Consider the following 23,526-nt stretch of genomic DNA (forward strand, 5'->3'; position numbering starts at 1 on the left):
GGTTAGCTCGCCGTCGTTGGAACACGCATCTGGCGCGTCTCGTGCACCCGCCGCCAGTCGAGGCCTTCCAGGAGTGCCTGCAACTGTGCCGCCGTCAGTCGCACGACACCATCGGTAATGCCCGGCCAGCAGAACTTGCCATCCTCCAGCCGCTTGGCGAACAAGCATACGCCCGTGCCGTCGAAGTAGACGAGCTTGATGCGGTCGGCCCGCTTGGCCCGGAACACGTAGACCGCGCCCGAGAACGGATCCGCGCCCATAGCCTCGCGCACGAGCGCTGCCAGACCTTCCGCTCCCTTGCGGAAGTCGACCGGCTTCGTCGCCACCATGACCTTGACCGCTCCCGTTGGCCCGATCACGACGTTGCCCTCAGCGCACGGATCACCGCTGCAACCGTCTTCGAATCCGCCCCACGACCCACCCGCATTGCGATGCCGTCGATCTCGAGCTCGATCTCACCAGCGTCTCGAGCCGGCTCCCGCTTCTTTGGCTGTGGCCGATGCTTCGCCGCAGGCGTCGGAGGCGCTGCCGTCACCACCGCCGGCACGAACATGGATTCCGATATCGCTTCCTCCCCCATCGGCCGGCGAGCAGCCCGACGCCAGGTGAACAATTGCTGCGGGGAAAGTCCATACCGGCGTGCCACAGCACAAACCGTCTCGCCCGCCTCGTAGCTCTCCGCCACTATCCGGGCCTTCTCCTCCGGCGGCCACTCACGCCGCCGACCCGAACCAGTGAAGATCTCCAGCCGACGGACCGGCTCACCGTCCCTGGACTTAAGCGTAAACTCTGAAACCGTCATATGTCGAAGCCCTCAAAGGCCTCGAACATCGTCCCTTACATCCACGCGCGAAAGGTGCCGCCGGAACAGCGCTTACCCAGCAAGCTGCGCTCGAGCGAACACGTGGGAGTGGTCGTAGCTACATTCAGGTGCTGGCGACCGTCGTCCGATCTACAAGTATGAGGGGCAGGAGACAGGGAAGCTCCGCCGCCCGCTGAGACGGCAAACGATCGGCGGTTTTTGGCTTACGCTGCGATCTGTATGCCCGCACCAAAGCCAAGGTGGGACAAGTCAGCCTGTGAAATTGGCGGCAGCAGGCGCAAGTGGCCCCAGCCGGCTCCATCTCCCAGCCGCTCAAAGCCCGGCGTGAGCACCAACCCTAGAAGCAATGCGAGCCTCGCCGGTTCGTTTGGCGAGCGCACTGAACAGTCGCCTTAACCTGTAAACCTATACAGGCTGCCACAGCGTGAAACTTGGCCTCCAATGGCGGCATTTCTCTCAGGAGACCTCCGATGACTGAGCTTATAACGCTCGCGCTACGACAACCTGCCCACAATCAGCGTGCAATCCACCACGCCACTGCACCTCCAAGGAACGTCTCGAACACGCAGGAGCCGATCACCGCTATCGAACCGACTCCCTTGGCGTGCTCCGGCCGCCTTGGCTGTCTCTGCGGCGGTTCGACGGTCTGCTCGCTGGTTGCGCGCGTCATCTGCTCTCGACAGTGCCATTGGCGCACGCTTCGACGAAACGACGCCATCGAGGTCTGGTGCCCTCGGCGCCAGCGCTTTGCCAAGTGGCATGGTGTTTCGACGTCCGTGGGAGCGGGCAGGGGAGCACAATATTGCCTGCAGTTCTCGTGAAAGGCGCGGACGAGCCGGATTGGCGCGATGAAAGATCATACGATTACACTGCTGGCCTGACGCCGCGCGAGTGGGCCTGGGAGTTCTTACGTCGCAATCCAGCATTCCAGCGTGACGTGATCGCTGCAAGCCAGCAGGCCAGTACTTTGTCCTACGGACCCTCTCTCGACGTAGTCAGGTCGGCTGGTGACCTGTCAAGCTGGGGTATCCTGTTTCGCCGAGTCCTACGGGCGAAATTCGCTCGTATTCTGGTCTCCGATCTGGTGCGTGCATGTGCTGCCGGTGATTGCGGAACAGCTGTCTACGTGGTCGGCGACAGGGCCGTTCGAACTCTCGGCATTGCCATGCCGTGCGACGGTCCTGCTGGCGCCCGACAAGAGCCAGCATGTTCTTCTTCGCAACGCGGAGCATACGCTCCAGCTCGCCGTCTCTGGCGCGGATATCTTGCGCCCCGTTTGCCTCCGTACCGAGGCTATCTGGCCCGCGACGCTCTCGAAACAGCGCCTGAGGGCGCTCGAGTACCTCAATGCTCTAAATCTGGATCAACATCTGCCTGCCCGCTTGTTGCCGCCAGAAAAACGGGGTCCCCGTTTGTCCTTCGTTCTTCGTGCGCTCCACGGCTCACTTGCTGGGGCGTCACATCGCGAGCTTGCCGAAGCGCTGATCGGTCAACGGCGCGTCCATGCCGACTGGAGGGATCCTCGCGATCATCTGCGCGACCGCATTCGCCGCGCGGTCTCTCGTGGCCGCGCCCTCATGCAGGGAGGGTACAGGGATTTCCTTCTTTGAAAAGGAACAATCCGACCTGTACATCAGCCGTCGAATCGTTCGGTGCTGGAACCGGTCACCGCCAGTCTGCCCGGTCGACTTGGCGGGGAACGGCAATTAAAGGTGCGCTCTGGTTCAGGCGTCAGTCGATGCTGAGAGGCACGTTCGACATTGTCCCATAGGTGACAATGTCGAGTACGCAACGGAGAAAGAGCTGTCACGTCGCGTGTTGCAAAAGGCTTTTGCCTTGGCACGGTATATGCACGCTCAGCAAAACGCGCGGACTGAGTGGTTCCCCCCGCCACGAAGGTCGCGGACTTACGCCACCTCCCGAGGCGTAGCCGGCCCGGCAGCGAGCTCAGTCTCCTGCCGGGCATGCGGGTTCAGACGTGCTCGCGTCCAGGACTTTAAATTAGAGACGCAATGTTTCGCGTCCGGCTATGCGGGCTGGTGCCGAAAGGCAGTCGAGGAGGCGGAACTTGCCGCTGCGCATCCAGATTGGTGGCGAGAAAACGCGCGCCCCTCGCCACAAGCTCGGCGCCAATTGCGATCTGCTCGTAATCGTACGAAATTGTGTCCCCGAGGACCACGAACTCGGGGGCAAACTCCGTTATCCGGCAGCCTGCCTGCCGCAGGGCCTCGACAAGACCGTGGTCGCCGATGACACAGGCAGATGATTTGTGCTTTTGCAGTTCCATGAACCGCGCGGTGGCGAGCGCCGATTGTAGATGTGCTCTGGCTGTACGGCGAAGCCAACCGCTCTTAGACGCTCGGCATGATCTTCGGGCGTGAAGCGCGAGTTATTGGTGAAGATCTGAACGGCTCACCCCTGGCGATTAGTCCGGCGACATAGTCGACCGAGCCAGCGGATCGGTTGGCCGCCCCGGGCCAGGACCCCGTCCATGTCGAGCAGATGCGCTGTAATCATTGGATCTCAACCCTCAATGTCTTTCGTGCATGCACGGCCTGGGCACGTCTTGTGTCACTGAATCTTCTCTAGGCGAGAATGCCTGCGACTGCACCGATTGAGAGCGATGCGCGAAGGGCGCTTAATTGGCCGTGCGGCAATAAGGAGGCTGCAGCGTAACCATATCGGTACACCCGCTCACCGTGCGGACCCCCTGCACCGTCGGCTTGACGAGAATCGCGGCGTCAGTGCAGCTGATTGATAATCGCGTTCTATTTTCATTGAACCACGAACCTGGCGAGACGTGCCGCGCTTGGATAGGATAAGCAACCTACCGTCGGCTAGCGGGGCCTTGCCGCGTCGCCGCAGAGGCGGTTCAACGTAGCTGGGCGTCTGGATCTCACTTAAGGCGCGCAGGCCGGAGGTCGCGGTGAATGACCCGAAACCATCCGCAACAAGGTTCTCCAAAGCGCTCGATCATGCTTTTGGTTCATTCTGCGCCTGAGGTGTCCATCCACGCAGAGATCAGATGCCGCCCATGCAGAGGTATTTCATTTCGAGGTAGTCTTCGAGCCCGTGGCGGGAACCTTCTCGCCCAATGCCGGACTGCTTCATGCCGCCAAAGGGCGCCGCCTCCGAAGACATTCGCCCGGTGTTGATGCCAACCATGCCGTATTCCAATGCCTCGGCAACGCGCCAGACACGCTTCAAATTCGAGGCATAGAAATAGGCGGCGAGGCCGTAAATCGTGTCGTTGGCCTCACGCACAACCTGATCCGCATCGTGGAAGCGAATGATCGGGGCCAGCGGCCCGAAAGTCTCCTCTTGCGCAACCGCCATGATGCTGGAGATTTCAGTGAGGACGGTCGGTTTGAAGAAGGTCCCATCCTTGCCAATACGTTCGCCCCCGCATCGAATTGTCCCACCCTTGGCAACGGCATCTGCGATGTGGGACTCGATCTTGGCCAAAGCATGCAAGTCGATGAGCGGTCCGACGTCCACTGCCGGAGCGAAGCCGTCGCCGACCGACAAGGACCGGGCTTTCTCCACGAACTTCTCGACGAACTCATCGTGAACGCTCGATTGGACGTAAAGCCGGTTCGCTGAAACGCAAGTCTGGCCGGCGTTGCGAAACTTCGCCTGGATCGCGCCGTCAACCGCAGCGTCTATGTCGGCGGCGTCGAAGACGATAAAAGGCGCATTACCGCCGAGCTCCAGGCTGACTTTCTTGATCTGGTCCGAGCACTGGCGCATGAGCAGCCTGCCAACCTCGGTCGAGCCTGTAAAGCTGATCTTTCGGACCTTCGGGTTGGAGCAAAGTTCACGTCCGACGCCATCACCTTCAGACGCATAAATTAGGTTCACCACGCCGTCGGGAAAGCCAGCTTGGTGCGCGAGGGCGAACATTGCACCTGCCACGAGCGGCGTCTGTTCAGCAGGCTTAAGCACGATCGTGCAGCCCGCCGCCAGAGCCGGCGAGATCTTGCGCGCCACCATCGACGCCGGGAAATTCCAAGGCGTAATCGTGCCGACCACACCGATGGGCTGCTTGATCACCAGCATGCGACGGTCTGTCGACGGTGCGGGGATCGTCTCACCATAGATGCGATTGGCTTCTTCGGCGTACCATTGCAGATACGCGGCCGCGTGCGAAACCTCCGACTTGGCCTCGGTAAACGGCTTGCCCATCTCAGCAGTCAGCATCGCGGCAAGATCGTCGGTGTGATCAATGATCAGCTCATGCCACCGCAACAAAACGTCGCTGCGTTCTCGGGCGGTCAGCCCCGCCCATCCAGGCTGCGCTACATAGGCCCTGTCGATCGCAGCGCGCGTCTCCTCCACACCCATGTCGGGAAGCACAGCCAGCACTTCACCGCTCGACGGATTGAGGACCTCGAATGTCCGCTCGCTAATCGGCGTGCCGAGCGCCGGCAAGCTATCGATGGCGCCAAACAGGTCCGGGGATTTCAAGTGACGGATCATCGGCAGGCACAGGGGCAATACCGTATTCCTCTCAAGGTGGGGCTGATATGTAGGTCGACAGGCCGTCTGTGTGTACTGCGGACCCTGACGGTCTTGATAGGACCTCGGACAGAGGGCCGGTAGACCATTCCACTCACCCTAAAGCCAGAAGATTGACCGTTCCAGTCGATTGATTCCGGTTCTCACCAGTGCAACCTCAAGAATGGACATCGGCTTCCCCCACCGCGGCTGGTTCTGCGCGCACGACAGGACTCCTCCGCCAAAGTGACGGTGAGGCTGCATTTGATGATCACTCGACTAAACTGGGCAGAAGGTTCCTTCCGAAGAAGTTGCTTTTCTTCCGAGCTTCTTCTTTTGGGGCATCTCTCAGCGCGTTTGAGGCTTTGTGTTGAAAGCCGTGATCGTCCTCGAGCCTAAGTAAAGTCGCTGCTCCTAACGGAAGTTGGCGCCATCACGCTTGCGCGAGGAGAGCACTGCCTGCAGTCGCACATGACCTTGAACCGGTGAGACAAGCGACGTTACCCAATCAATCGCTCCATAAAATACTCAAAAGAACGAACCTGGTTGCGGAGTATGTCGGATACGCTGGCAGGCTCAACCCAACCGCAAGATCCGCTTCGGCCTAGCAACTGAGGAATCCCTAGTTGGAAAACAGCACTCCATCGGGGCCGTGGAGCCACGTGGTCCGCCATCTGGGTCTATACCGGCACTTCCGCGGCTGCCGTCTTGACCGATCTTGTCATTGCAGTCTGCCGACCGGCCCAAGTGAACAGAGATCCTAACTTTCGCGCTTTAAGGGAAAGTTGGAGTCCCTTTCTTGCCGACTGTTGGCCGATTCAGCATTCACGCCGTTCCGAAGACGATCAGCGCGGGCCCTAGTAGAGCGTGAGATTGCCGGTCGTCACGGGACATGGGCAAGCCCTGGGCCAACACCCATAATGGCTGGCTCGGCCGAAAGCAGATTCTTCGCCGCCGCCCTGACCTGGTCGATCGTCACTTGTTGGATGAGGGCCGGGAGGCGCTGAACGTAATCTATGCCAAGTTTGTCAAGCTGCAACGCGAGAAGCGTGGCTGAAATGGATCTGGACGAACCCAGATTCTGGATAGCGTAGGCGCCGATCAGATGCTTCTTGCTCGCATCGAGCTCGGCCGCTGTTGGGCCTGTGTCCACCAAATCCTTGATTACCTCTCTTATCAGGCCGAGCGTCTCGGCCGCCTTGTCGGCGCGCGTCGACGTGGTCACGACAAGCGTGTTGGAATGCTGGTAGGTTTCCAAGCGAGAGGAGACACTGTAGGCAAGGCCACGCTTTTCACGCACTTCCTGGAACAGTCGTGAGGTAAATGGCGAACCACCCAGTATGTCGTTTATCAGCTGCACGGCATAGAATTCCGGGTCGCTGCGTCCGATGCCGGGAAAAGCCAGCTGGAGCGAAGTCTGGGGCAGGGCGTAGGCAACCAAGGTCGACTGGCCGAGCTTCGGGGTGACATCAGGTACCGTCGCAAGCGTCTGTTTCGGGGGCAAATCGCCGAACAACTGGTCGAGCCTTGCACTCAGGGACTTGGCATCTATGTCGCCCACGACCGCGACGTGCAGCCCACCGAGGGCCAAAGCGGCCTTGTGGAAGGCGCTTAGATCGGTGGGCGTTATGCGGGCCAGGCTTTGCTTGGTACCCTCGGGCGGCCTCGAATAAGGGTGCGCGCCGTAGATACTGCGTCGCCACGCATCCTCGCCGATCGCGTGAGGTTCGCGCTCGTTGGCGATGATGCCGGAGAGAAGCTGAGCGCGGATTCGGTCAAAGGGTTCCTGATCGAAGCGGGGCCTGTTCAACGCGAGCCTGATAAGATCGAAAGCGGCGTCCCGGCGCAGGGAAAGCATGCGCACCGAGCCATAGATGCCATCACGCCGCGCTTGGAAGCTCATCTCAGCGCCGGCATCGTCGAGCCGCACCTGAAAGGAGTCGCCGCCGTAATCGCCTGCGCCTTCGTCGAACAAGCCGGTCATCAGATTGGCAAGCCCCTCCTTACCGGCCGGGTCGTGGCTGGTGCCACCGTCAAACACGAACTCGAGCGTGATGATTGGCAGCGTATGGTCTTCCACCAGCCAGGCGGTGATCCCCTTTTCAGATTTCACCTCCTGGATCTTCAGGGCAGCAGGCGCGGTAAGTGCCGGGAGGGTGAGGAACAAAATGGCTAGGCAAAGCACAGCCAGCGAGGAGGCGAGGCGCCAGCCATGTCCAAAAGGAGAGGGCAAGCCTCGTGGAATGGCCCAGCGGTGTAGGTTCGTCATCATATCAATTTTCCTTGGGCAGGAGATAGCCGGTGGTCGAATGGTCGGACGCGAGGTAGCGGGCGGCAACGGCCTTAACCTGATCGGCGGTGACCTTGCGGATGCGGTCCGGCCATTCCTCGACGTCTTTCACATTGCCGCCTGTGGCGAGCGTGTCGCCATACATGTTAGCCACGGAGTCCTGCTCGTCATGTGCGAAGATGAACGAGCGGATATAGCGGTTTTTCGTCTGCTCCAGTTCGTCGCTGGTGACGCCGTTGCTGGCGATGCGCGCTATCTCGGCGTCGAGGGCGGCCTCGACGTCCGCAAGCTCGGCGTCGCCGCGCGGCCAACCACGGATGCTGAACTTGCCAGCGTCCAGCATGGTGCCCTGGAAATCAGCGTAGGCCGCCGCGGCTATGCCCTGCTTGACAACGAGCTCCTGGTACAGCCGGCTGCGGCTACCGCCGCCGAGGATCTCCGCCAGCAGGTCCAGCGCCTCCGCTTCGCCGGGCTCGGCGGTGCGATAGGACGGCACCACCCAATGTCTGGAGAAGAGGGGGACCGAAACGCGGTCGTCGCTCAGCGTCAATGTGCGCTTGGTGTTCTGTACCGGCTCAGAGGCGCGCTCACGCGGCGGCAGCTCCGGTCCACGCGGGATGTTGCCATAGGTCTTCTCGGCCAGCGCCTTCACGGCCTCGGGGTCAACGTCGCCTGCCACAACCAGCACGGCGTTGCTCGGCCAGTAGTATTTGTAATAAAACGTGACGGCGTCGCTGCGATTCAACTTCTCGATCTCGTGCATCCAGCCGATCACTGGGATGCGGTAAGGTTGGCTCTGCCAGAGCGCCGTGACGACCTCCTCATCGAGAAGCGCCTGCGGATTGTTGTCGACCCTCGAGCGACGCTCTTCGCGGACCACGTCACGCTCGGTTTTGATGACGTTGTCCGTGAGGGTGAGATTGCGCATGCGATCAGCCTCGTAGCCCATCATCTGCTCCAGTGCCGAAGGCGGCACTATTTCGTAGAAGGCAGTAAAATCGTAATAGGTAAAGGCGTTGAGAGAGCCCCCGATCTTGGACACCGCGCGCTCCAACTCGCCGGCGCCGTGATTGGCCGTCCCTTTGAACATCAGATGCTCGAGGAAATGTGCGATGCCGGACTTGCCAGGGGGCTCGTCGGCGCTGCCGACCTTGTACCAGATCATGTGGGTGACGATGGGCGCGCGGTGATCCGGAATGACAACCACCTCCATGCCGTTCTCGAGCAGGAACTTCGCTGCCTTGATGTCATTGGCGGCCGCCGCAGGCGCGGTCGTCAGAAATGCCATCGCGGTCGCAAAAAGAGCGCCCCGCAGCCAGGCAGACAGTCGCTTCGGTTGCGGTGACCGGGCGATTGACAAGGCTCGAACCGAAGTGAGTTGTCCTTCATTTTGAAGGTTCTGCGTCCCTGTCGCCCCCACCTGGAGCAGGTGGATTGGTGGAGAGCGCCGGTTCAGACGAGCGCTCACAATGCTGCCAGGCCCCGCTCGGGTGTCAATTTTCAGTAGATCGGCGAAAAGTGGGGCAGCATTTTTCTGTGTGGGGATCATGGGACGACTCTCCTGCGCGTTTCCATGAACCGCGCACGAGCCGTGCCAAATGAGAAAGCCGTTTCGGGGATGCGATCCACCGGAATCTGTGTTGCGTATCTGACATTGTCCGACGTTAGACAACGCCGACGGGGAGCGCTTGCCGGTAAAGAGGTTGCTAGGTGCAATACCCTCCGCAAAGCGGCGCGAACATGGTGACGTTAGCGCGCCCGTGGTTGCTGGTCGTCCGCGTGCTCTTGCTCACTTCGGCCGACCGCAGGTCCCGCAACACGACTCCAAACCAGCGATAGGCGCGGTTCTTGAAGTTACCGGAGCGTTGCAGAACTTATGTTTGCATTCGGAGCGCCAGCGCGGGAGACGCTGTCCGTGACAGGCGGTCATGATGGAGCTCTCGAGCCGATTTGCGATTTGACCGGGGCTTTTGCTATTTTCGCTTTTGCTGCCCCTAAAATCTCGGATATGAAGCGGACCTGGCTTATAGCCTGCCTACATTGAATGGTTACAAAGGAATACGCTATGGCGACTGGAACGGTGAAGTGGTTCAACAGCACCAAGGGATTCGGTTTTATCCAGCCTGACAACGGAGGTCAGGACGTTTTCGTCCACATTTCCGCTGTCGAACGAGCGGGCCTTTCGACCCTCAATGAGGGCCAGAAGATCAACTACGAGGTCGAACAGGACCGCCGTACCGGCAAGTCCTCCGCGGGCAGTCTCAGCAAAGCTGGCTGATCTTTTCTGCTTCTGCCCGGCGAGAGCCGGGCAGAAGTGCCGCTGGGTCCGCCATATGCAAGAACCACGGATCTCCCGCTGACCGGGCGGCGGATTGCGGGAAGCTGCTGAGTTACTGAAACAGATATTTGCAAACGAAGAGAGCGGGTCCCAGCCCTCTTATTGTCTGCAGAAGGTTCTTGCGTAGCAGATGCCGACGGCAACCGCACGCATCAGAAAGAATCTGGACATATGAGATCAAGCTGCGACAGATATTGCGAGCAGGAACTGAAGAAGGCCTGCATAACGTTACGCGGTGGTGGGTGCTCGGGCGCAGCACCCCTGCGCCGACAGGTTTGACCGGACAACACTTCACCTCCGCGTTTCAGAGCAAAATCTCAGTTGTGTCCTGAACAGGTTCTCGAAGGACGATTTAGCCGTTCTCAATGTCTATCAGCGTCCGACATGCGAGCGGCTGGACACCCATCACTATGTCGTCGATGTCGCTGGGCACGTTTTGACGCATCCGGCTTTGGCCGCGTTGGCGGAGATTGATGGCCTGAGATTTCTCGGATCGTACCCACGTCGTTATTAGCTATGGCCAGGCTAGTTTCCACCCATAACCCCAAGACTGTTGATCCATTACTGACGAACAGGGGACCGCCGCATCGAAACTTGCGATGCACACGACCCTGCCTCGGGAAGTGAACGAGATCATTGCGCCGACGATCTTTCGTCCGGCCAATTTCTTGCCTGCTAAACGGGGGTATTCATAGGCACAGATGTCGACCGGCGCGCATCTCGCAAAACAAGTCACCGTGTGACTGTGACGCTTATACGCGGTACGCTTGCCCATTCGGGATATGAAACACTTCAAATCCGCACAGGGCGCCGTGACCGGTCTTCGGCGCGTTTCGAGCAGGCCGTTTAGCACGAGCTATCGCTTTGGCCCCCTCACGATGCTTGGCTGTGCTATGGGACAGTCCGGTCGACAAAATCATCGAAAGCGGCAGCAACAGCGCGAATCACGAAGCGATGCTCCTGCCGCACCCGGATGAAACCGGTTTCGATGTCCACGATCCCATCCTCGGCCAGCTTCGCCAGGCGTTCAGCAGCCGAATCCAGAAGGCGAGTTGGATCGAATCCATAGGCCGCACAAATTGCCGGCACATCGGCCTGCAAATCGCACATCAGCCGTTCGATGATGGCGGCTCGCACGCGGTCTTCATCTGTGAGTGGGTAGCCTTTTGACGTTGCCAGACGGCCAGCTGCTATGTGCTGGCTGTAGCACTCACGTGTCAACTCGTTCTGGACGTAACCCTCGCCGACCCGCCCGATAGAGGACGCGCCGAAACCGATCAGGGTTTTGCAGGTATCGGCCGAGTAACCCAGCGAGTTACGCCGTAGGCGACCGCTGGTCTGCGCCAGCGCAAGTTCGTCGTCCGGCAAGGCGAAATGGTCGAGGCCGATCTCACGGTAGCCGGCCGCAACCAGCGTCTCTGCCACGGCGGCAGCCTGTTCGGCGCAGGCGGCGCTGTCAGGCAGCGCAGTCTTCTCGATCAGACGCTGATTCTTCATCACCGATGGAATGTGGGAGTAGGCGAACACCGCGAGCCGGTTGGGACGCATGGCGACAGTCGCCATCGCAGTCTCGACGCAGGACTCCACAGTCTGGTTCGGGAGGCCAAAAATGAGATCGAAGTTGATGCCGCTTACTCCATGCCGGCGCAGCTTTTCGACGGCAGCGGACGTCTGCGCCTCGCTCTGGACCCGGTTGATCGCTTTTTGAACGATCGGATCAAAGCTCTGCACCCCAAGGCTCGCGCGGCTCGCGTTCGCTGCTCCCAACGCTTCGGCGATCTCGGCCGTGAAGGTGCGCGGATCAATTTCGACGGCGATCGTAGCGGATTCCCTGAACGCGAAGCGGCGGCGCAGGAGTTCTATGGTGTCCAGGAACTCGGCTGCCCCGATCAGGGTCGGGGTTCCCCCGCCGAAATGTACGTCGTTCACGACGAGCCCCTGCTGCACTTTCTCCGAGACCAAACGGATCTCGTTACGCAGAACGTCCAGATAGTTGAGGATTGGGCCCTGATTGCGGGCAATCGTGGTCGGGAAGCCGCAAAACCAACAAATCGATTGGCAGAACGGGATGTGGAGATAGAGCGATACCGAATCGTCAGCCGACAGACCTCTTAGCCATTCCTCATAGCTCACAGCCCCGACGCTGGCGGTGAACTCCGGCACAGTCGGATAGATGGTGTACCAAGGCAGGAGAGCCTCGCGATATTCTTTCAGGATAGAGGTCTGCAACGGTTTCCGTCCCAAGCTGAAAATTGGTCCTTTTACCGCTGCGGTCTCCTGTGTCTCTGCGCTATGTCAGTTCCATTGCGTTTTGCGGCGTGTAATCACACCGTGCAAGGAAAAGGCGGGATTTTGATCCCGCCTTTCGAGTGTTTCGCTCACATCTTGCTGATCGAGCCACCAGTCCCACAACGGGTCTGGATGGAGGAAGTCACGCTGATACCTTCTTTCTAGACGGCTTCTCGGGCGCCGAGACCTCAGGCTCTTTTGGTTTGCGGCCCAGTCCCATTGTCTTGGCCAATGCGGAGCGCGCAGCCGCGTAGTTCGGCGCGACCATGGGATAGTCCGCCGGCAGGCCCCATTTGGCGCGATAGTCGTCAGGGCTCAGTCCGTAATGGGTCGACAGGTGACGCTTTAGCGATTTGAATTTCTTGCCGTCCTCAAGGGAGATAATGTAGTCCGGCGTCACCGATTTTCTGATCGGGACGGCCGGCGTCAACACCGTCGGCTCTTGTGCCGAGACGCGACCGGATGCCGTGCGTTTCAAAGCTTCGTGCACTTGGCCGATCAGGGTAGACAGTTCGCCCACCGGAACGGGATTGTTGGAAACATAGGCTGAGACAACGTCAGCGGTAAGGTCGATGAGGTTGTCGGCGCTTCCGAAGTCTTCTTCTGGCATGAAACTCTCCGCTGGATTGGTTTGGGGAGCGCCGCTTCTAGTGGTGATTCCCGATGAAAGCAACAAATCTCGCCACAGCATTGTTCGTTGCTCGTCCAGGATCGAGGCCTATAGCGCCACTGCACGCTGCCCGTCACACTAGTCTGCGCGGTAATCGCTGTCCATAACTGCGCCGGTATCCGCCGTTCAGCCCCGATCTCGTCCGTCTTAATTGCAAGAGCAAGGCGCAGAAACCTTGAAAGCAATATGAGCCGTGAATGCGCTGGAGACAGAAATCTTGCGCGTGTGAAACAGGTAGTCGTTGCGGTACCATGCGGCGACAGGCCAGGGAACCGACCAAACCCTCAGGCGAACAAACAGTGATTGCGCGCGCCCGCCATTGGAATCGTCATCGGATGATGAATCGCAGTCACTGTTCTGCCGCTCGATCGGCTTGGTCGGTGGCACGATTCCCTCGATCCGCTGATCTAGCGCAGGGCGTTCGCAAGCCGCATGTGGAGAATGGTTTCCGTGCACATCGTAAGGATTCCATCTATGAAAAGTCTATTGACAGCGATAGCTGTTGCGCTCGTTGCAGCCACAGCTTTTGCTGCGCAGTCCATTCCGCCAGACCTCAAAGAAACGGCACTGGCCATCTTCAAGCCCTTGCCATCGATCCCGCCGGTCACCAATAACCCGCGCACGCCGGAGAGGATTGCCCTCGGCAAGGCACTGTTCTTCGATCCACGCCTCTCGTCCTCAGGCGTTTTCTCCTGCAACTCGTGCCACAACCTGGCCACCGGCGGCGACGACAATCGCGAAACTTCGATTGGCCATGGTTGGCAGAAGGGGCAGCGCAACGCGCCGACGGTGTTTAACTCTATCTTCAACAAATCACAGTTTTGGGACGGTCGCGCCAAAGACCTGAAAGCTCAGGCCAAAGGGCCGATAGAGGCCGGTGTCGAGATGGCCAACACATCGCATCGAGTGGTCGAGACGTTCAAATCGATGCCGCAATATGTGGAGTGGTTCCATTCAGCTTTCCCGGGGGAGGCCGAACCCATCACCTTCGACAACTTAGCCAACGCACTCGCAGATTACGAGGCGACACTGGTCACGCCCGCCCCCTTCGACGCCTACCTCAACGGCGATGACACCGCCATCGGCCCCGAAGCGAAACAGGGCCTGGCCCTTTTTATCGAAAAGGGCTGCTCGTCCTGCCATTCCGGTGTCAATCTTGGTGGGGAAGGCTATTATCCATTCGGCCTCGTTGAGAAGCCTAGCGCCGAAATTCTGCCGGAGAACGACAAGGGACGATTTGCCGTCACCAATGTACCAGAGGATGCCTATGTTTTCCGCGTGCCGTCGCTACGCAATGTAGCAATCACCGCGCCATACTTTCATTCGGGCAAGGTCTGGGACTTGAGAGAGGCGGTCGCCATCATGGGCACCACCCAGCTTGGCCAAGAGCTAACGCAAATCGAAATCGATCGGATCGTTGCCTTCCTTAACTCGGTGACCGGAAAGCGACCGGACATTGCAAATCCCATCTTGCCACCTGAAACGCCCACAACACCTCGGCCTCGATCCTAGGCGTTGGGATAGCAGACGATCGCGCGGGGCCTGTTAGCATTGGTTGCCTGGTCCGGGCGAATTGCCAAAAACGCCGCCGTGCGATTGGGCCGCGATACGTCGCCTCCGATTGAGCGGCGCACGTTGGGGAGGAGCCATTGCTTTGTAGCCAGCCATGCTACCGCGCGGAGATCGCCGGCAGGCCAAGGTGGTGTCCTGTCAGCACCTCGGCAAAGTCACGCTGACCAGTCGACCTACCAGTCCATCACCACCTTGCCCGAACTGCCGCTGCGCATCGCGTCGAATCCAACCTGGAAATCATCGATGCCGATGCGGTGCGTGATCAGGCCTGAGACGTCGAGCGGGCCCTGGACCAGCGCGATCATCTTGTACCAGGTCTCGAACATCTCGCGGCCATAGATGCCCTTGAGATGCAGCATCTTGAAGATGACCTTGTTCCAGTCGATCTCGAACCCGGTCGGCGCAATGCCGAGGATGGCGATCTTGCCGCCATTGTTCATGGTGTCGATCATGTCGCGGAAGGCGGGGGCTGCCCCCGACATTTCCAGGCCGACATCAAAACCCTCCGTCATGCCGAGCGCCGGCATCACGTCGCGCAGTTTTTCCTTGGAGGCGTCGACGACGTGCTGGACGCCAAGCTTGCGCGCAAGATCCAGCCGAACCGGATTGATATCGGTGATAACGACCTTCCTGGCGCCGACGCATTGCGCCACCAGCGCGCCCATGATGCCGATCGGTCCGGCGCCGGTGACCAGCACGTCCTCGCCGACCAGATCGAATGACAATGCGGTGTGAACCGCATTGCCCAGGGGATCGAAGATCGCGGCGATCTCGTCCGGCACATCGTCCGGGATCGGCACGACATTGTGCTGTGGGATCGCCAGGTACTCGCCGAAGGCGCCCGGGCGATTGACGCCGACGCCGAGCGTGTTGCGGCACAGATGCCCCCTGCCCGCGCGGCAGTTGCGGCAATGTCCGCAGACGATGTGGCCTTCGCCCGACACGCGTTGGCCGACCTTGTATTCGGTGACCGCGGCGCCGAAATCCGCGACGGTGCCGACGAATTCATGGCCGGTCACCATCGGCACGGGCACCGTCTTCTGCGCCCACTGGTCCCAATTGTAGATGTGGACGTCGGTGCCGCAGATCGCGGTCTTCTTCACCTTGATCAGGACGTCGTTGGGGCCGATTTCCGGCACCGGCACCTCTTCCATCCAGATGCCCGGCTCGGCCTTGGCCTTCACCAGCGCCTTCATTATGTTCGACATCAGGTGCTCCTTACAACTTGGTTTGGTTCCACTCCTCGCCGCTCCTCTCCTCTGGTAGCCCCAAGAACGGAAAGGTAGGTTTCGAGAGCAAAGCTGAAATCTTTGGACCGATCGTGATGTTGGCGGCTGCGTTGGTGTCGAACACTCCAACCGCGAGCGGTGCGCGAGAAAACCCAGTTCGAACCTCCGCGGAAGCGGAGCAAGCGCCGCGCCAGATGCAGCGAAGTTTCAGTTCAAGGATGAGGAATGAGAGCAGCTTTCGGCTCGGGCTATGTTGTCGATGTCCGCCACATGCGGCGCAATCACTCGACACGATCCTCTCGATGATCGATCTCGCCGCGATATCTCAATAGTACGGACGCACAGGCGGCATCCGCAAACGTTCGCCCCTCGGTGAAGTGTCTGTTGACCGCTGGCGATGTGAGGGGCAGAAACTCATGGACGAAGCCGCCTTCTCACACCTCGTGCTCTAGATCATCCGTCCTCTGACCAGAAGCGGCTTCCCAGATCCTGCCCCGCGGGCTCAGCCGTCCAGCGGGCCTTCGGCTAGACGACAAGGGCGGGGCCCCGCTCGTGCCTACCGACTTGCGCGCGGCTTTTCGATGGCGTCCTTTCTGCCTCGAATTATCCCCGAAGCCCGCGGGGTCAGATACTTGCCGCTCACAGTGGCTCAGCGGCCTGCGCCTGGACCTTCTCCCGTAGCGCGCGTGCTGCAGCGACCATGTTGATGAGGGCAGGGCGGACTTCCTCCCATTTCCTCGTCTTGAGGCCACAGTCCGGATTGACCCAAAGTTGGCTGTCCGACAGTCGCTCGCGGGCAAGTTGGGCGAGATGCAAAATCTCGCCGACTTCCGGGACACGTGGTGAGTGAATGTCGTAGACGCCAGGACCGATTTCGTTCGGATATTTGGACTTCGTGAAGGCGTCCAGCAGTTCCATTTTGGAGCGCGACGTCTCAATCGAAATGACGTCCGCGTCCAGTTCAGCAATGGAATCGATGATCTCATTGAACTCCGAATAGCACATGTGGGTGTGAACTTGGGTCGCGTCCTCTACGCCCGTCGAAGCGATCCGGAAGCATTCGACAGCCCAGCCGAGATAATGTTTCCAATCGGACTTCCGAAGGGGCAGGCCTTCGCGAAATGCGGCCTCATCGATCTGGATCACCCTTGCGCCAGCTCTTTCCAGGTCGGCCACTTCATCGCGGATGGCGAGTGCGATCTGGCAGCAGGCCTCGGCGCGGGGTACGTCGTCGCGAACAAAAGACCAGTTGAGGATCGTCACCGGGCCTGTGAGCATGCCCTTCACCGGCTTTTTCGTGAGTGACTGGGCAAATTGCCACCAGTGGACTGTCATCGGATTCGGCCGCGATACGTCGCCGAAGATGATGGGAGGGCGCACAAGCCGGGACCCGTAACTTTGCACCCAGCCATGCTGGGTGAAGGCGAGGCCGGACAGTTGCTCCCCGAAATGCTGCACCATGTCGTTTCGTTCGAACTCGCCGTGCACCAGCACGTCCAACCCGATTTCCTCCTGCCAACGGACCGCCGCCTCTGTCTCCTTCTTCAGGAACGCCTGGTAGTCGATATAGCTCAGTCGGCCCTTGGCATGTGCGGAGCGCGCCCTGCGCACCTCGGGCGTCTGCGGGAAGGACCCGATGGTCGTCGTGGGGAACGGCGGCAGGCCGAGCGTGTCAGCCTGGACTCTCGAGCGCTTGGCAAATGCGCTCTTTCGTTGCTTCTTGCCGCCGTCAATGCTGCTTACGCGCCCGTGGACGAGCGGATCATGGACCTTTCCAGACATTGCGCGCGCGGCGGCCGCCTCTTCAGAAGCCTTCAGCGCGCCTGCTACGGCCTCCCTGCCTTCCGATAGGGCTTGGGCCAGCACGAGCAGCTCTTCAGTCTTCTGGGCGGCGAATGCCAGCCACGACCCGACGTCCACGTCGAGCGCGGTCTCCATCCGCAGGTCCATCGGCACATGAAGCATTGAGCAGGAAGGCGCAATTTCGACGCGGTCCAGCGGCCAGCCGGCAATCACCGGCTCGATGCGGTCGAGAATGGCATTAAGGTTCGCGCGCCAGACGTTGCGCCCGTCGATCAAGCCAAGTGAGAGCACCAGATCCTTCGGTGCGAGCCGACCAACCGTCACCAACTGCTCGGGAGCGCGCACGAGGTCGAGATGCAGGCCCGCCAGGCGCAGCGAAAGCGCGGTCTCGAGATTGTCTCCCAGCGGCCCAAAATAGGTAGCCAGCATAATCTTCAACTTGGGCGCGGCTTTCGACAGCTGCCCGTAGGTGAATTCGAAGGCAGCTCGTTCGTTCGGGTTGAGATCGAGCACAAGCGCCGGCTCGTCAATTTGCACCCAGTCGGCCCCCGAGAGCTCCAGCCTCCCAAGCAGTTGCTCGTAGACGGGCAGCAGCCGCGGTAAGAGCGCTATGGGATTAAAGCCCTGGTCGGGAGACTTCGCCAGCTTGAGGAAGGTCATCGGTCCAAGGATGACCGGGCGTGTATGGATGCCGAGCTCTTTTGACTCCAGAAAGTGATCGACTGGTTTCGTCGACGAGAGGGCGAATGTCTGATCGTCGCCAAGCTCCGGCACGATGTAGTGGTAGTTCGTGTCGAACCATTTGGTCATTTCCATCGCGGTTACGCGCTGCCCCTGAACTGCATGCCCGTGACTGGCGTGTCCGCAACCCGCCGTATCGCCTTGCGTCCCGCGCGCCATCGCGAAGTAGATGTCGAGCGGGACCTCGCCGCTCATCCAGCCGTAACGAGCTGGCACGGCGCCGACCATTGCTGCGGTGTCGAGCACATGGTCATACAGTGAGAAATCGTTCGACGGGATTTTCGACACGCCGCGGTCGTGCTGCTCGCTCCAGCTGGCGGCACGGAGCGCCTTCGCCGTCGCCAGAAGGTTGGCAGCAGACGATTTTCCGGACCAGTAGCTTTCGAGCGCGAATTTCAGTTCTCGCCGGCGACCGATACGCGGCACGCCAAGCGTTGCTATGGGAACTTGCTGGGAGACATTCATTCCATACCCCGATGGTTGGGGGCGGGGACAAGGAAGGCGCTAACAGGCCGGCATCAATGCCGAACTGCCGCGGCCACCAGACACCCCGCCCGTGGACGTTGTTCACCGTGGCAGGTCTCCTGGCTCGCGGGTCACAGCCTCTGCCCCGTCTTCCCGGGGCAGTTCACCCCAGTGACATTGGTGGGTAGGCTCGCCGCTTACAGTTGCGGGGGCAGCACCGGCATTGCACCGGCTTCCCTCTTAGCTCCGCTGGGGCAACGCCTTGCGAAGAACCACGACACCCGAACAATCGCAGCCCCTCGTGTTGCTGTCAATAACGTATAAAGAAATGTTTATGTGTTTATGTGAAACCTTTTACCTGCTACGGGTTTGCACGGTCCAAGGCCCCGGTCCAGCTGAGCCGCTTGTGCCCCAGTTTTGCGCAGGCCGTGCCTGGCTGCTCCGGCAAATCCGCTAGCAGCACGATCCTGGCTAACGACTTCGTCAAATGGCGTGTTGGCCACCATGATCGGCCACAGTGCTGGCCCGAAGAGCGTAAATGTTTCCGAGCCGTCAAAATCCGAAATCTGGAGAAAACTGCCATCCTTCACGGAAGGGCACGCGACATTTCTGCACGCGCTTGTCTTAACAGCCCTGCAGCAAGTGCGGTGGGCAGCACCTTGCGATATGCCGCCTACAGCAATCCCGCCAGTTCGGCTTCTCTGCGCAGATTCTGCCTTGGCCTGGGGCCGATCTGCTGGATCACCAGGCCGGCCGCCAGTGAGCCGAGATCGCCGCAGGTCTTGAGGTCGCGGCCCTGCGTATAGCCATGCAGGAAACCCGCGGCATAGAGGTCGCCGGCGCCCGTCGTGTCGACCAGCTCCTTGATGGCGGTCGCCTGGATGACGACGGTCTCGTCGCCGCGCGCGATGACGGAGCCTTTTTCCGAACGCGTCACGGCGGCGACTTTGCAGTCCTTCCGGATCCGGGCCAGCGCCTCGTCGAAGGACGAGGTCTGGTAGAGCGACTTGATCTCGTGGCTGTTGGCGAAGACGATGTCCACGGTGCCCGAGCGCATCAGGTCGAGGAACTCGTCGCGGTAGCGGTCGACGCAGAACGAATCCGACAAGGTCATCGACACTTCGCGGCCCGCCGCGTGCGCCAGCTTGGCCGTCTGCCGGATCGCCTCCTTGGCGCGGGGCGGATCCCACAGATAACCCTCGAAATAGGTAACCTTGGCGCCCGACGCCTTGTCGGCCTCGACGTCCTCCGGCCCGAGCTCGACGCAGGCGCCGAGATAGGTGTTCATCGAGCGCTCGCCGTCGGGGGTGACGAAGATCATCGAGCGCGCCGTCGGCGGCTCCCCCTGAAGCGGCTTGGTGTCGAAGGCGACGCCCTGGGCGTGGATGTCGTGGGCATAGATTTCGCCCAAAGCATCGTTGGAAACCTTGCCGAAGAAGGCGGCGCGGCCGCCGAAGGAGGCAACGCCGGCCGCCGTGTTGCCCGCGCTGCCGCCGGACGCCTCGATCGCCGGGCCCATGCGGCTGTAGAGCAGTTCGGCGCGGTGCGTGTCGATGAGGTTCATCGCGCCCTTGATGATGCCATTGGTCTCCAGGAATTCCTCTTCGCACTGGGCGATGATGTCGACAATCGCATTGCCGATGCAAAGCACGTCATAGTCCGGCATCAATGTCTCCGCCAAAATCCGCGCCGGCTTCTTGCCATGCCCTAGCGGGTGTTTCTTACGAGTGTGGAATGGGTCGCCCTATGCCGACGCGTCCAATACCGGTGCATCACGCAGCTGCCGGTCCTGCCTCTCGCAACAGCTCGTCAGCTCTGTCCGTCTTTTCCCAGGTGAACTCCGGCTCTTCGCGGCCGAAGTGTCCGTAGGTCGCGGTCTTGCGGTAAATCGGCCGTAAGAGATCAAGCGCCTTGATGATGCCTTTCGGCCGGAGATCGAAAAGCTCAAGGACGGCGCGCTCGATCCTTTTTTCATCAATCTTTGCGGTTCCGAATGTATTGACGAGGACAGAGACCGGCGCGGCCACACCGATCGCATAAGCAAGCTGAACCTCGCACAACTCGGCGAGTCCGCTGGCAACGACGTTTTTTGCGACGTGCCGCGCCCCATAGGCGGCCGATCGATCAACCTTGGACGGGTCCTTGCCCGAAAAGGCGCCACCGCCGTGACGCCCCATCCCGCCGTAGGAATCGACGATGATCTTGCGGCCGGTAAGCCCGCAATCGCCGCGCGGCCCACCGACCACGAACCGGCCTGTTGGATTGACCAGGAACCTGATCCCCGTCGTATCCAGGTCCTGAGGCAAGACCGGCCTTATGATCTCCTCAATGACGCCTTCGCGGACCGTGGCTTGTGAGACCTCCTCGTCATGCTGCGTCGACAGGACTATGGTATCAAGCGCTACCGGGCGCAAACCCTCATAGCGGACGGACACCTGAGATTTCACGTCCGGGCGAAGCCAGCCAAGGCCTCCGGTTTGGCGCACCTCTGCCTGTTTTTTTGTCAGATCATGAGCAAGTTGGATTGGCAACGGCATCAATGTTTCGGTCTCGTTGCACGCGTATCCGAACATGAGGCCCTGATCCCCAGCTCCCTGCTCGAGATCCTGCCCTCGCCCCTCGTCGACGCCTTGGCTGATGTCGGGCGACTGCTCGGTCAAGGCCAAGATCACGGCGCATCGCCGGCCGTCAAAGCCGATCGCATCGTCGTCATATCCAATGTCCAGGATGATATCGCGGGCAACTTGGCTGTAGTCGATCTGCGCGTGGCTGGTGATCTCGCCAGCCAGAACGACCATCCCTGACTTAACCAACGCTTCGCAAGCAACTCGGGCCGTAGGATCCCTGCGAAGGATCGCATCAAGCACGCCATCTGAGATATTGTCGGCCATCTTGTCGGGATGTCCCGCGCCGACGGATTCGGAAGAGAACACGAATTGTCTGGTCATGGAATGTCCTCGCTTCAAACGTTGGAATTGGATGTGACAGTTGATCCGGCCGCCTTACCTGTCGGAGATGCCAGGCACGTCGAACGCAGCGCAGAAGTCGGCAACGTCTCTGCGTACTCTGGCATGCACGTCCGAATCATCGGGCTGGCGACAGACCAGGTCGATGAAAGCGGCAATCTGCACCATTTCCGCTTCGCGCATGCCCACAGACGTTACTGCTGGCGTGCCTAACCGAATGCCGCTGGTGAGCGCGGGATGGCGCCGGTCGCCAGGCACCATGTTGAAATTCGTAATGATACCTGCTTGCGACAAGCGCTCGGCATAGGCTTTCCCAGACAACGGCCGGTCCCGAAGATCAAGGATCAGCATGTGATTGTCAGTGCCACCCGTGACGAGTTCATAACCTCGCTCCAGAAGCGCCTGGGCCAGAGCCTTGGCGTTGTCAACGATCTGCTGACCGTACACACGGAAGGACGGGTTCCCTGCTTCCTGCAGAGCGACAGCTAGCGCGGCAATCGTATTCATGTGCGGTCCGCCCTGGAGGAGAGGGAACACGGCACGGTCTATGCGTTTGGCCAGATTGTGTTTGCTCTTGGAATGATAGAGCGCCTGATGGCGGTCTTCATTCCTTGACAAGATGAAGCCACCGCGGGGACCGCGGATCGATTTGTGAGAGGTGCTGGTGACCACATCGCAATGGCCAACAGGATTCGGATGCACTCCTGCGACAACGAGGCCGCTGATGTGGGCGATGTCGGCCACCAGGTAGGAGTTCACCTCCGAAGCAATTTCTGCCATTGCCTCATAGTCAAAGATACGCGGATAGGCAGTTCCGCCGACCCAAATGAGCTTCGGTCGTTCCCGCTTGGCCGTCTCGCGCAAGCTGTCATGGTCAATCTGCTGCGTCTTTTCGTGCAGCCCGTACGGAACTCGCTGATAGTCAGTGCCGGAGAAGTTGACGGCCCAACCGTGAGTCAGATGCCCGCCGCCGGGGAGGGTCAACCCCATCATCTTGTCTCCCGGACACAACAGCGCTCGACAGACAGCCTGATTGGCCGGCGAGCCGGAATAAGGCTGCACGTTCGCGTGTTCACAGCCGAATAGCGACTTCAATCGCTCGATAGCGAGGTTCTCAAGCTCATCGACGATCTCGTTTCCGGCGTAGTAGCGCGCGCCGGGATATCCCTCGGCATACTTGTTGGTGAAAATAGACCCGGTCGCTTCCAGCACCGCGGAGGACGCGAAGTTCTCGGAGGCGATAAGTTTGAGGGTCGTCCGCTCCTGGCGCTCCTGTCTTAAAAGCAGCTCGTGAACGCGAGAATCTGTGACAGCCAGGTGAGGCCACTCGCAAGTGCCAAGCTCCGCGATCGCGCCGCCAGTCGAATTGTTCATATTAGCTTCGCGCTCCATTGGGACTAAGTTTCAGGCAAGCAGGCGGTCACCTTGGACCGCGCGCCCTGTATCGCCTCCAGGCGCTGTAGGTCTTGTCTGTGATGGCCATCGCCGTGGGGCAGGAGATCAACCAGCAATTGAACCAAGCCGCCGTCCGAGCCTCCTGCTTCGAGGTGGTACGAAGGCCAGGGACGCTGTTCGTTGCCGAGAAGAAAGCCGGCTCTGGCGAGCTGGCGGACGTGTGCGACCACGTGCTCACGAGACAGACTCAGAACTTCTGCTAGCTCGCAGACGGTTAGGTCCGCATGCGCACAAAGTCCCAGGATTCGAAGTCGATCAAGATGAGCCGCGGCTTTTAGGCGCCTGACCAGTGTCATCATCGGCCGGCACTCGTTGTACTAACTTCCTCCATTTGGCGTCCTCCACTCTTTCAGAGGCAATCTTGCCGTCCGACAAGTTCAATACGCTC

Annotated in this window: 18 protein-coding genes, 1 pseudogene and 1 riboswitch; of the genes and pseudogenes, 5 read left to right on the forward strand and 14 right to left on the reverse strand. The window is 60.2% G+C overall.

The genetic code is table 11. From position 1 onward, the window contains the following. Positions 1-2: 2 nt before the first annotated feature. The 3 genes from tnpB to ACIU1A_RS02015 all read right to left on the reverse strand — a co-directional run bounded on the left by tnpB (position 3) and on the right by ACIU1A_RS02015 (position 1,493). Positions 3-359 carry an IS66 family insertion sequence element accessory protein TnpB gene (gene tnpB / locus ACIU1A_RS02005; RefSeq protein WP_404924842.1) on the reverse strand — a complete coding sequence of 119 codons (357 nt, stop codon included), beginning with the start codon at positions 357-359 and terminating at the stop codon, positions 3-5. Further along, positions 356-802, reverse strand: coding sequence for an IS66-like element accessory protein TnpA (gene tnpA, locus ACIU1A_RS02010; protein WP_404924843.1), 447 nt, complete (start codon positions 800-802; stop codon positions 356-358). The genes tnpB and tnpA overlap by 4 nt, the downstream gene beginning before the upstream one ends. Before the next feature lie 535 nt (positions 803-1,337). Then, positions 1,338-1,493, reverse strand: coding sequence for a hypothetical protein (locus tag ACIU1A_RS02015; protein ID WP_404926431.1), 156 nt, complete (start codon positions 1,491-1,493; stop codon positions 1,338-1,340). Between the two features lie 147 nt (positions 1,494-1,640). Between ACIU1A_RS02015 and ACIU1A_RS02020 the strand changes: the two are divergent. From ACIU1A_RS02020 to ACIU1A_RS02030, 3 genes and pseudogenes are all read left to right on the forward strand, one after another. Next, a pseudogene (locus ACIU1A_RS02020) lies at positions 1,641-1,802 on the forward strand (transcriptional regulator domain-containing protein); the annotation flags it as partial. 115 nt (positions 1,803-1,917) lie between these two features. Beyond that, positions 1,918-2,433 (forward strand): DUF2285 domain-containing protein, encoded by a 516-nt coding sequence (locus tag ACIU1A_RS02025; RefSeq protein ID WP_404926432.1) that lies wholly within the window; start codon positions 1,918-1,920, stop codon positions 2,431-2,433. Positions 2,434-2,891: 458 nt separating this feature from the next. After that, complete coding sequence (locus tag ACIU1A_RS02030) at positions 2,892-3,089, forward strand: hypothetical protein (RefSeq protein ID WP_404926433.1); 198 nt, start codon at positions 2,892-2,894, stop codon at positions 3,087-3,089. Positions 3,090-3,844: 755 nt separating this feature from the next. On the opposite strand, the gene ACIU1A_RS02035 is transcribed toward ACIU1A_RS02030, so the two are convergent. The 3 genes from ACIU1A_RS02035 to ACIU1A_RS02045 all read right to left on the reverse strand — a co-directional run bounded on the left by ACIU1A_RS02035 (position 3,845) and on the right by ACIU1A_RS02045 (position 8,898). Then, positions 3,845-5,302, reverse strand: coding sequence for an NAD-dependent succinate-semialdehyde dehydrogenase (locus ACIU1A_RS02035; RefSeq protein ID WP_404928085.1), 1,458 nt, complete (start codon positions 5,300-5,302; stop codon positions 3,845-3,847). A 901-nt stretch (positions 5,303-6,203) separates the two neighbouring features. Beyond that, a complete protein-coding gene (locus ACIU1A_RS02040) occupies positions 6,204-7,589 on the reverse strand; it encodes a M16 family metallopeptidase (protein WP_404928086.1) in 1,386 nt (461 codons plus the stop codon). Positions 7,590-7,593: 4 nt separating this feature from the next. Further along, positions 7,594-8,898, reverse strand: a complete 1,305-nt coding sequence (locus ACIU1A_RS02045; protein ID WP_404928087.1) for a M16 family metallopeptidase — start codon at positions 8,896-8,898, stop codon at positions 7,594-7,596. Positions 8,899-9,675: 777 nt separating this feature from the next. Between ACIU1A_RS02045 and ACIU1A_RS02050 the strand changes: the two genes are divergently transcribed. Then, a complete protein-coding gene (locus tag ACIU1A_RS02050; RefSeq protein WP_008874821.1) occupies positions 9,676-9,888 on the forward strand; it encodes a cold-shock protein in 213 nt (70 codons plus the stop codon). A gap of 951 nt (positions 9,889-10,839) precedes the next feature. On the opposite strand, the gene hemN is transcribed toward ACIU1A_RS02050, so the two are convergent. Then, positions 10,840-12,177: an oxygen-independent coproporphyrinogen III oxidase gene (gene hemN, locus ACIU1A_RS02055; RefSeq protein WP_404926434.1), complete on the reverse strand. Its 1,338-nt coding sequence runs from the start codon at positions 12,175-12,177 to the stop codon at positions 10,840-10,842. Positions 12,178-12,379: 202 nt separating this feature from the next. Next, on the reverse strand, positions 12,380-12,847 hold the full coding sequence (locus ACIU1A_RS02060) for a MucR family transcriptional regulator (protein ID WP_404928088.1): 468 nt from the start codon (positions 12,845-12,847) through the stop codon (positions 12,380-12,382). A 534-nt stretch (positions 12,848-13,381) separates the two neighbouring features. Between ACIU1A_RS02060 and ACIU1A_RS02065 the strand changes: the two genes are divergently transcribed. Beyond that, positions 13,382-14,419: a cytochrome-c peroxidase gene (locus ACIU1A_RS02065; protein ID WP_404926435.1), complete on the forward strand. Its 1,038-nt coding sequence runs from the start codon at positions 13,382-13,384 to the stop codon at positions 14,417-14,419. Positions 14,420-14,652: 233 nt separating this feature from the next. Here the strand turns inward: ACIU1A_RS02065 and tdh are convergent, their stop codons facing one another. The 6 genes from tdh to ACIU1A_RS02095 all read right to left on the reverse strand — a co-directional run bounded on the left by tdh (position 14,653) and on the right by ACIU1A_RS02095 (position 23,437). Continuing rightward, positions 14,653-15,687, reverse strand: a complete 1,035-nt coding sequence (gene tdh / locus ACIU1A_RS02070; RefSeq protein WP_404926436.1) for an L-threonine 3-dehydrogenase — start codon at positions 15,685-15,687, stop codon at positions 14,653-14,655. A gap of 660 nt (positions 15,688-16,347) precedes the next feature. Then, positions 16,348-18,693: a 5-methyltetrahydropteroyltriglutamate--homocysteine S-methyltransferase gene (gene metE, locus ACIU1A_RS02075; protein WP_404928089.1), complete on the reverse strand. Its 2,346-nt coding sequence runs from the start codon at positions 18,691-18,693 to the stop codon at positions 16,348-16,350. A 115-nt stretch (positions 18,694-18,808) separates the two neighbouring features. Continuing rightward, positions 18,809-19,009: riboswitch (cobalamin riboswitch) on the reverse strand. Between the two features lie 381 nt (positions 19,010-19,390). Then, complete coding sequence (locus ACIU1A_RS02080; RefSeq protein WP_140497109.1) at positions 19,391-20,383, reverse strand: adenosine kinase; 993 nt, start codon at positions 20,381-20,383, stop codon at positions 19,391-19,393. Positions 20,384-20,489: 106 nt separating this feature from the next. Next, positions 20,490-21,665 (reverse strand): methionine adenosyltransferase, encoded by a 1,176-nt coding sequence (metK, locus tag ACIU1A_RS02085; RefSeq protein WP_404926437.1) that lies wholly within the window; start codon positions 21,663-21,665, stop codon positions 20,490-20,492. A gap of 54 nt (positions 21,666-21,719) precedes the next feature. Next, positions 21,720-23,057: a serine hydroxymethyltransferase gene (gene glyA / locus ACIU1A_RS02090; RefSeq protein ID WP_404926438.1), complete on the reverse strand. Its 1,338-nt coding sequence runs from the start codon at positions 23,055-23,057 to the stop codon at positions 21,720-21,722. 23 nt (positions 23,058-23,080) lie between these two features. Further along, positions 23,081-23,437 (reverse strand): ArsR/SmtB family transcription factor, encoded by a 357-nt coding sequence (locus ACIU1A_RS02095; RefSeq protein WP_404926439.1) that lies wholly within the window; start codon positions 23,435-23,437, stop codon positions 23,081-23,083. Positions 23,438-23,526 lie beyond the last annotated feature (89 nt).

This window comes from Mesorhizobium maamorense, assembly GCF_044998965.1.
Taxonomy (GTDB): domain Bacteria; phylum Pseudomonadota; class Alphaproteobacteria; order Rhizobiales; family Rhizobiaceae; genus Mesorhizobium.

Coding starts and splice junctions, on each gene's coding strand:
- ACIU1A_RS02040 (WP_404928086.1), bottom strand. CDS start 7,589: ATGACGAACCTACACCGCTGGGCCATTCCACGAGGCTTGCCCTCTCCT.
- ACIU1A_RS02080 (WP_140497109.1), bottom strand. CDS start 20,383: ATGCCGGACTATGACGTGCTTTGCATCGGCAATGCGATTGTCGACATC.
- ACIU1A_RS02045 (WP_404928087.1), bottom strand. CDS start 8,898: ATGGCATTTCTGACGACCGCGCCTGCGGCGGCCGCCAATGACATCAAG.
- ACIU1A_RS02035 (WP_404928085.1), bottom strand. CDS start 5,302: ATGATCCGTCACTTGAAATCCCCGGACCTGTTTGGCGCCATCGATAGC.
- tdh (WP_404926436.1), bottom strand. CDS start 15,687: ATGTCGAACATAATGAAGGCGCTGGTGAAGGCCAAGGCCGAGCCGGGC.
- ACIU1A_RS02015 (WP_404926431.1), bottom strand. CDS start 1,493: ATGACGCGCGCAACCAGCGAGCAGACCGTCGAACCGCCGCAGAGACAG.
- ACIU1A_RS02095 (WP_404926439.1), bottom strand. CDS start 23,437: ATGATGACACTGGTCAGGCGCCTAAAAGCCGCGGCTCATCTTGATCGA.
- ACIU1A_RS02065 (WP_404926435.1), top strand. CDS start 13,382: ATGAAAAGTCTATTGACAGCGATAGCTGTTGCGCTCGTTGCAGCCACA.
- glyA (WP_404926438.1), bottom strand. CDS start 23,057: ATGAACAATTCGACTGGCGGCGCGATCGCGGAGCTTGGCACTTGCGAG.
- ACIU1A_RS02050 (WP_008874821.1), top strand. CDS start 9,676: ATGGCGACTGGAACGGTGAAGTGGTTCAACAGCACCAAGGGATTCGGT.
- ACIU1A_RS02060 (WP_404928088.1), bottom strand. CDS start 12,847: ATGCCAGAAGAAGACTTCGGAAGCGCCGACAACCTCATCGACCTTACC.
- tnpA (WP_404924843.1), bottom strand. CDS start 802: ATGACGGTTTCAGAGTTTACGCTTAAGTCCAGGGACGGTGAGCCGGTC.
- metK (WP_404926437.1), bottom strand. CDS start 21,665: ATGACCAGACAATTCGTGTTCTCTTCCGAATCCGTCGGCGCGGGACAT.